Origin of the sequence: Salinivibrio sp. IB872, from assembly GCF_001995345.1 — a bacterium.
In the GTDB taxonomy this organism is placed as follows: domain Bacteria; phylum Pseudomonadota; class Gammaproteobacteria; order Enterobacterales; family Vibrionaceae; genus Salinivibrio; species Salinivibrio proteolyticus.
On sequence record NZ_MUFO01000071.1, the window covers coordinates 1 to 7,929 of the forward strand.

Genomic DNA, 7,929 nt, shown 5'->3' on the forward strand with positions numbered 1-7,929 from the left:
GGAGTATGAAAAGCCATTCAGTCGAAATGATGAGGTGAGCATGAAACTAGATAGTGTCAACGAATAGCTAGAATTGTCAGCGGTAAGTAAGCCTTTGTTTAATATATGAACATAAAGCAAAATCAGTACATAAACCAACCGCCATATTCTTTCAACCGAAGCTAAAATGTGTAGAATACTGCAGGCATTTTTTCCACCGTGCTAGGCATCATTTTGTCAGCATTGTGAGATCACAAACAAAACGACTCAAAAAACATACAAAATCTGTGATCACCGCGCAGTGGGGAGCGATACCTCCGGGCGGTAGCGTGTCTATTTATCACGGTTAAATCCAATAACTCTCTTTTACAGCTAGGTAACCCAAGGAAAAATCAATGAAAATTGCAGTTGCAGGCACCGGCTATGTGGGCCTTTCTAACGCGATGCTGCTCGCCCAACATTTTGATGTGGTCGCGCTCGATATTAATGAAGAAAAAATAACGCAGCTCAACCAAAAGCAATCCCCTATTGTTGATGCGGAAATCGAAGACTTTCTGGCCAACAAATCACTGCGCTTTACTGCCACCTTAGATAAACACCAAGCCTACCAAGACGCTGATTTTGTTATCATCGCCACGCCAACTGACTACGACCCAGAAACCAACTACTTTAACACCCGCTCTGTCGAGGCGGTGATTCGAGATGTAATGGCCATTAACCCGCAAGCGACTATGGTGATTAAATCGACTGTACCTGTGGGTTATACCAAGCAGATTAAAGAAGAGATGGGAAGCGATAATATCCTTTTCTCTCCTGAGTTCTTGCGTGAAGGCAAAGCCCTTTACGATAACCTGCATCCTTCGCGCATTATTGTGGGCGAGCAAAGTGAGCGCGCTAAAACCTTTGCCAGCCTCTTGCTCGAAGGCGCGCTGAAAAAGGACGTGCCGGTACTCTTTACCGACTCGACCGAAGCGGAAGCCGTTAAGCTGTTCTCTAATACCTACCTTGCTATGCGCGTTGCCTACTTTAACGAGCTTGATAGCTACGCCGAAACCCACGGTTTGAATACTCGCCAAATCATCGAAGGGGTAGGGCTAGACCCACGCATTGGCAACCACTACAACAACCCATCGTTTGGTTATGGTGGTTACTGCCTGCCAAAAGATACCCGCCAACTGCTTGCCAACTACAACGACGTGCCGAACAACTTGATTCAGGCCATTGTAGACGCCAACACCACCCGCAAAGATTTTGTTGCCAACGCCATTTTGCGCCGTGAACCAAAAACGGTGGGCATATACCGGTTGATCATGAAAGCGGGCTCAGACAACTTCCGTGCCTCATCCATACAAGGGATTATGAAGCGCCTTAAGGCCAAAGGCATTGAGGTGATTGTGTACGAGCCAGTCTTAAAAGAAGACACTTTCTTTAACTCAGAAGTCACTCACGATCTTGAAGCGTTTAAACAACGCGCTGATGTGATTGTCGCCAACCGCATGGTTGATGAAATCCGCGATAGTGCCGAAAAAGTCTATACGCGTGATTTGTTTGGGACGGATTAAAAGACCAAAGGTTAAAAATGAAAATACTCGTCACAGGCGGTGCAGGCTTTATTGGCTCTGCCGTTATTCGCCATATTATTCAGCACACTAACGATAGTGTGATTAACCTCGATAAACTGACGTATGCTGGCAACCTGGAATCATTAGCGCCAGTTTCGGAAAGCAATCGCTACGCGTTTGAACAAGTGGATATTTGTAACCGTGCCGAATTAGATCGCGTCTTTGCCGAGCATCAACCTGATGCGGTGATGCATCTAGCGGCTGAATCGCACGTTGACCGCTCAATCGACGGTCCCGCGGCCTTTGTCGAAACCAATATTGTGGGTACCTATACCCTACTAGAAGCGACCCGTGAGTATTGGAGACAGTTGGATGACCGTGCTAAACAAGCGTTTCGTTTCCATCATATCTCCACCGATGAAGTATATGGTGATCTCCCACATCCGGATGATGTTAAACCGGGGGAAGAATCAGCGAATGAACCGCTGCCGATGTTCTTGGAAACGACCCCCTATGCACCTTCAAGCCCTTATTCAGCGTCTAAAGCCTCAAGTGATCATTTGGTTCGTGCTTGGATGCGTACTTACGGACTACCAACCATAGTCACCAATTGTTCCAATAACTATGGTCCCTATCACTTCCCTGAAAAGCTGATCCCACTTGTTATTCTGAATGCCTTAGCAGGTAAAGCCTTACCTATCTATGGTAAAGGCGACCAAATTCGTGATTGGCTCTATGTCGAAGATCATGCTCGAGCGCTATATAAAGTCGTCACGGAAGGCGAAGTCGGTGAAACCTACAACATAGGTGGTCACAATGAAAAGAAAAACGTTGAGGTAGTCGAAGCGATTTGTGCAATTTTAGACACATTAGTCCCGAAAACGACTTCCTACGCTGAGCAAATCACTTACGTGCAAGACCGTCCTGGGCATGATCGTCGTTATGCGATTGACTCAAGTAAAATGCAACAAGCGCTTGGCTGGACACCGGTCGAGACCTTTGAAACCGGCTTGAAAAAAACGGTTCAATGGTATTTAGACAATCAAACTTGGTGTCAAAATGTTCAGAATGGTAGTTACCAAGGTGAACGCTTAGGTGTTGCTTTATCGGAGAGTAAATAATGAAAGGTATTATTCTAGCGGGCGGGTCAGGTACACGCTTATTCCCGATTACGATGGGTGTCTCTAAACAACTGCTACCCGTTTACGATAAACCAATGATCTACTATCCGCTGTCCGTGTTAATGCTAGCGGGTATTCGTGAGATTTTGATTATCACCACCCCTGAAGATCAAGATAGCTTTCAGCGCTTGCTTGGTGATGGTAGTCAATTTGGTATTCAGCTTGAATACGCAGTACAGGAATCACCTGACGGCCTAGCGCAAGCCTTTATCATCGGTGAAGAATTTATTGGCGACTCGTCAGTTTGTTTGGTATTGGGTGACAATATTTTCTGGGGGCAAGATTTCCGAAGTAAGCTATTACAGGCAGTAGAGAATGCACAGACAGGTAAAGGTGCGACTGTATTTGGATATCAGGTCAATGATCCAGAGCGCTTCGGTGTAGTCGAGTTTGATAAAGAAAAACGAGCTATATCAATAGAAGAAAAGCCACAAAATCCCAAAAGCAACTTTGCTGTGACAGGTCTTTACTTTTACGACAATGATGTGGTTGGTTTTGCGAAAGAAGTGCGACCTTCAGAGCGCGGTGAACTTGAAATAACTTGCTTAAATGATATGTACCTTAAGCGCAACAAACTCAATGTTGAGCTGCTGGGGCGTGGATATGCATGGCTTGACACTGGCACCCATGAGAGTCTCCTAGAAGCAGCCCAATTTGTGGAAACCATTGAGAAACGGCAAGGCTATAAAATTGCATGCTTAGAAGAAGTTGCATACAGCCAAAAATGGTTGTCAAAAGACCAAGTAAAATACCGCGCTCAATTACTCGCTAAAAATGGTTATGGTGAATACCTACTGTCATTGTGCAATAAATAAGGAAGTATGATGGCATATTTAACCAACGACGCTCTATTAAATATCGGCTTTAAAGCACTTGGTAACAATGTAAAAATAAGTGATAAAGCAAGCGTTTATGATCCTGAGTTGATTGAAATAGGTGACAACTCAAGAATTGACGACTTCTGTGTTATTTCAGGGAACATCAAAATAGGGAGAAATGTTCACATCACCCCTCAGTGTCTAGTAGCTGGTGGTCGCCCTGGTATAATTATCGAAGACTTTTCAACATTAGCCTATGGTGTAAAAGTTTTCACCCAGTCAGACGACTATTCGGGTGTAACTATGACGAATTCAACCATACCTAGCGCGTTTAAAAATGAAATTGAAGGAAAGGTATATCTAAAAAAGCATACTATTATCGGGGCAAATAGTACTATATTTCCAAATGTGACATTGGATCAAGGAACGTCTGTGGGAGCAAACTCTTTAGTATTAGAGTCAACAGAGGCCTGGTCAATTTATGTTGGAAGTCCTGCGCGTAAAATAAAAAACAGAAGAAAAGAACTACTAAAATTGGAAGAGCAATACTTAAGAGAGGAAGGGTAATGATCCCATTTAATAAGCCATATCAGGCCGGTTCTGAATCAAAGTATATCAGTCAGTCGATATCAAATGGTAATACATCTGGTGATGGGCCCTTCACGAAAAAGTGTCACGAGTTCCTAGAAGAAAAATATGGATTTAAGAAATGTTTGCTGACAACATCTTGCACTGATGCATTAGAGATGACCGCTATTCTTCTAAATATCCAGCCCGGAGATGAAGTAATTGCACCTTCGTACACTTTTGTATCTACTGTAAATGCATTTGCACTACGTGGGGCAAAGATTGTGTTTGCAGATAGCTGTTCGGATCATCCTAATATCGATCCTAATCATATAGCTGAATTAATAACGCCCAAAACAAAAGCAATTGTGGTTGTACACTATGCAGGTATTGCTTGTGATATGGATAAAATCATGCAGTTAAGCGAGCAATATAGTGTTCCAGTCATTGAAGACGCTGCACAAGCAATCGATAGTTATTACAAAGGTAGGCCTCTAGGCAGTATTGGAACCTTCGGAACCTTTTCGTTTCATGCAACCAAAAACATCATCGCTGGTGAGGGAGGTTTGCTTGCTATAAATGATGAGAAATATATTCATCGCGCTGAAATTATTCGTGAAAAAGGAACCAATCGATCGTCCTTCTTCCGAGGCGAAGTTGCCAAATATGGTTGGGTAGACATCGGGTCATCATTTTTGCCATCTGATATTATTGCAGCATATCTTTATGCTCAGCTAGAAAATATCGACGATATACAATCGAGACGTAAAGCAATTTGGCAGCGTTATTATGATAATTTAAATGAAGTGTTAATTAATACAGGCATTGAGCTACCAACAATTACTGAAAATTCAACTAATAATGCACACATGTTTTATTTAGTGTGTGAAAGTTTGGAACAACGAACCGCGTTGATAAAGATGTTGAAAGATAATGATATAAATGCGGTTTTTCACTATTTATCATTGCACAAAAGTGAATATTATCAATCTCGATACAACGGGAATGATTTGCCGAATTCTGACAAGTTTACGGACACCCTAGTTAGGCTACCGTTATTTTATGACTTGACAGATGAGCAGGTTGATTATATTTGCAATATAATTACAGATTTTGTAAAAAAATTAAGCCTATAGCTGTAGCAATCAATATTATAAAGAGCTTAATCATTTGAACATTAAAAAAATCGTACAGTTCTCAATTGGCCCCATAGGGGCCGCTGCGTTAAGTTTAGTTACACTTCCTTTTGTAGCGTGGTTTTTTAGCGTAGAGGATGTAGGCCGGTTGACCATGTTGCAAGTCACTCTAGGGCTCTCAGTATCCCTATTTAGCTTAGCAATGCATCAAGCCTACGTACGCGAGTATCATGAAGAGGATGACAAACCCTCTTTATTTAAACATGCAGTACTGCCCGGCCTAGCTGTTTTAACCTTAGCACTGTTAATTATAAGTATTTTACCATGGTCAATTTCCAAATTATTATTTGATATCGATTCAACTTTACTCACTTGGTTACTAATTCTTGGTGTATATTGCAGCTATTTGATTAACTTTTTCGCACATGTTGTAAGGATGGAAGAACGTGGCTTAGTGTTCTCTGCTACTCAAGTTTTTCCTAAACTATTCTTGCTTTTTTTTATTTGCTTTATATTTTTGCTCAATTTAGATGCGGATTTTCAAACTCTTATGCTAATGAATATACTTGCCGTTGGATGCTCGGTAAGTATTTTTGCGTGGTGGACAAGAACAACATGGTTGCCCGCTATATTAAAACCGCTTGATCGTGAACTTTTGCATCGAATGTTAACCTTTAGTCTACCGCTTGTTGCTGGTGGTATTGCGTACTGGGGCTTAACAACCATGGATCGTTTCTTTTTACGTAGTTTTTCAGGGTTTGAGGAACTTGGAGTCTATGCGTTATCAGTATCACTCGCTGGAGCCGTATCAGTTATTTCGACAATATTCTCAAATCTCTGGCATCCGACACTGTATAAATGGGTAAAAAATGGTGTTGACAAAACCAAGGTATTAAACGTCATTGAGTGTATGCTACTTGCAGTCTGTTTAATCTGGACGCTAGTTGGAATGTTTTCTTTTGTTTTGGTTTATTTTTTACCGCCAGAATATTCAGCTATTGAATACTTAATCGTTGCTTGTGTTGCTATGCCACTATTTAAAATGTTGGCAGAAACAACAGGTGTTGGTATTGGTATTACGCGTAGATCGTCATTTTCTATGCTTGCATCAATATGCGCTTTTATCGTTAATGCAATTTTGAACTACCTTTTAATACCTGATTTAGGGGCTTCTGGTGCAGCAATTGCGACATTGTTAGCTTTTTTTGCCTACTTCGTTGTCAGAACAGAGGCGACTGCTAAGCTTTGGTGGGGATTTCCAAGGTTTAAGATATATAGTGTAACTATATCCTATATACTATTTACTACATTGGTAGTAGTTAATGAAGATACTTTCCAATACTCAGCTATAGCTTGGCTGTTGCTACTGTTATCGACTATGTTTTTTTTCTCAAAAACAGCGATTTTGTTAGTTCTTGAACTCAAAGAAATTATTAAAGGCTCGTGACATGCTATTCATTTATGGTGCGCTGCCAATAGGTGGCATTGAAACGTTCTTCGTACGAATGGCAAAAGAACGATTTAAGAAGAACCTACCTACATCTATTTTATTATTATCCAAGCCAGAACAAAGCAATAAAGAATTGCTTATGGAAATGAAAAAGTACGCAAATGTATTTTTTCCTGAAGACTTCTTTCATGGTCCGTTGCTGTTGTGCCGCCGCTTTCCACTACTTTTCCCATTAAAACAAAAAGTAGTTTTAGATAAGCTAGAAAAAATTGATCAAATTCATGTTTTTGATGGGATGCATGCATTACTTGGCAACAGACTTTCTAAAAAGTTAAAAAGAAAGCTACCCATTACCATTGGGTTTTATCATTACATAAAGTATTTATGGGGGGAGGGTAAGGTAGCTTGGTATGAAAGATTGAATAGAGAATTTATATTTAAATATCTTCCTGAACAGTCATTACTTTTCTTTTCTGAAGGCACTCGTGAACTTTACATTAAGCATAAAAATAAAACGTTTGATAAGTCTAATACATTCAGGTTAGGTGTCATAGATAAAAAGCAAGTAGAACTTACGGGTGGTTTGACAAAGCCAATTAAAATTGCAGNAGTCATTGATAGGTTGATTAAAAAAGGTATTGATGTTCAATTCGATATATATGGTGACGGACCACTAAAAACTTATATACAAAATAAAATAAATCAAGCTAATTTACAGGATAAGATAATCTTGAAAGGTAGCTTAGACTATTCAACGTTTGATGAAACAATAAGTACTTATGACTTGTTTATTGGTAGTGGTACGGCAATCATTCAGGCGTCATCTCTAGGTGTCCCTTGCATCGTAGGTGTAGAGAATATGATGGAACCTAAAACTTACGGTTATTTCTGTAATGTATGGCAATATGAATATAACTTAAAAGGACTAGATTTACCGCTTCTCAATGTTGAAGATATGATATATGATTTTGTGTATATAACAGAAAACGATAGAAAAAAATTAAAAGATAGTCATGTTAAATGTATTGATTCTTTCACAAATGAAAGGTGCCAAGAGTCAATGGATATGTTGAACAACATTGACATGCCAGCAGGTGAGTTTGAATTTAATCCTTGGGTTTATGAACTTTCTCGAGTGTTTGATAAACTGAATATGCGGTTTAACAGTAAACATCCCAGAAGAACTCAGTTTGAAGAATTTAGAAGCCTGAATGAAAAATAATACTGTATTTTCTA

Annotated in this window: 7 protein-coding genes; all 7 read left to right on the plus strand. The window is 40.2% G+C overall.

What is annotated here, in order from left to right:
* Positions 1 to 374 precede the first annotated feature (374 nt).
* Complete coding sequence (locus tag BZJ18_RS16350; RefSeq protein WP_077458342.1) at positions 375 to 1,541, plus strand: nucleotide sugar dehydrogenase; 1,167 nt, start codon at positions 375 to 377, stop codon at positions 1,539 to 1,541.
* 17 nt (positions 1,542 to 1,558) lie between these two features.
* Entirely contained in the window at positions 1,559 to 2,662 is a 1,104-nt protein-coding gene (gene rfbB, locus BZJ18_RS16355; protein WP_077458344.1) for a dTDP-glucose 4,6-dehydratase, read from the plus strand.
* On the plus strand, positions 2,662 to 3,537 hold the full coding sequence (rfbA, locus tag BZJ18_RS16360) for a glucose-1-phosphate thymidylyltransferase RfbA (RefSeq protein ID WP_077458346.1): 876 nt from the start codon (positions 2,662 to 2,664) through the stop codon (positions 3,535 to 3,537). The genes rfbB and rfbA overlap by 1 nt, the downstream gene beginning before the upstream one ends.
* Before the next feature lie 9 nt (positions 3,538 to 3,546).
* Entirely contained in the window at positions 3,547 to 4,107 is a 561-nt protein-coding gene (locus BZJ18_RS16365; RefSeq protein WP_077458348.1) for an acyltransferase, read from the plus strand.
* A complete protein-coding gene (rffA, locus tag BZJ18_RS16370) occupies positions 4,107 to 5,243 on the plus strand; it encodes a dTDP-4-amino-4,6-dideoxygalactose transaminase (RefSeq protein WP_077458350.1) in 1,137 nt (378 codons plus the stop codon). Before BZJ18_RS16365 ends, rffA begins: the two co-directional genes overlap by 1 nt.
* 34 nt (positions 5,244 to 5,277) lie before the next feature.
* Positions 5,278 to 6,690, plus strand: coding sequence for a lipopolysaccharide biosynthesis protein (locus BZJ18_RS16375; protein WP_077458352.1), 1,413 nt, complete (start codon positions 5,278 to 5,280; stop codon positions 6,688 to 6,690).
* 298 nt (positions 6,691 to 6,988) lie between these two features.
* Positions 6,989 to 7,915: a glycosyltransferase gene (locus tag BZJ18_RS17735; RefSeq protein WP_443216522.1), complete on the plus strand. Its 927-nt coding sequence runs from the start codon at positions 6,989 to 6,991 to the stop codon at positions 7,913 to 7,915.
* Positions 7,916 to 7,929 lie beyond the last annotated feature (14 nt).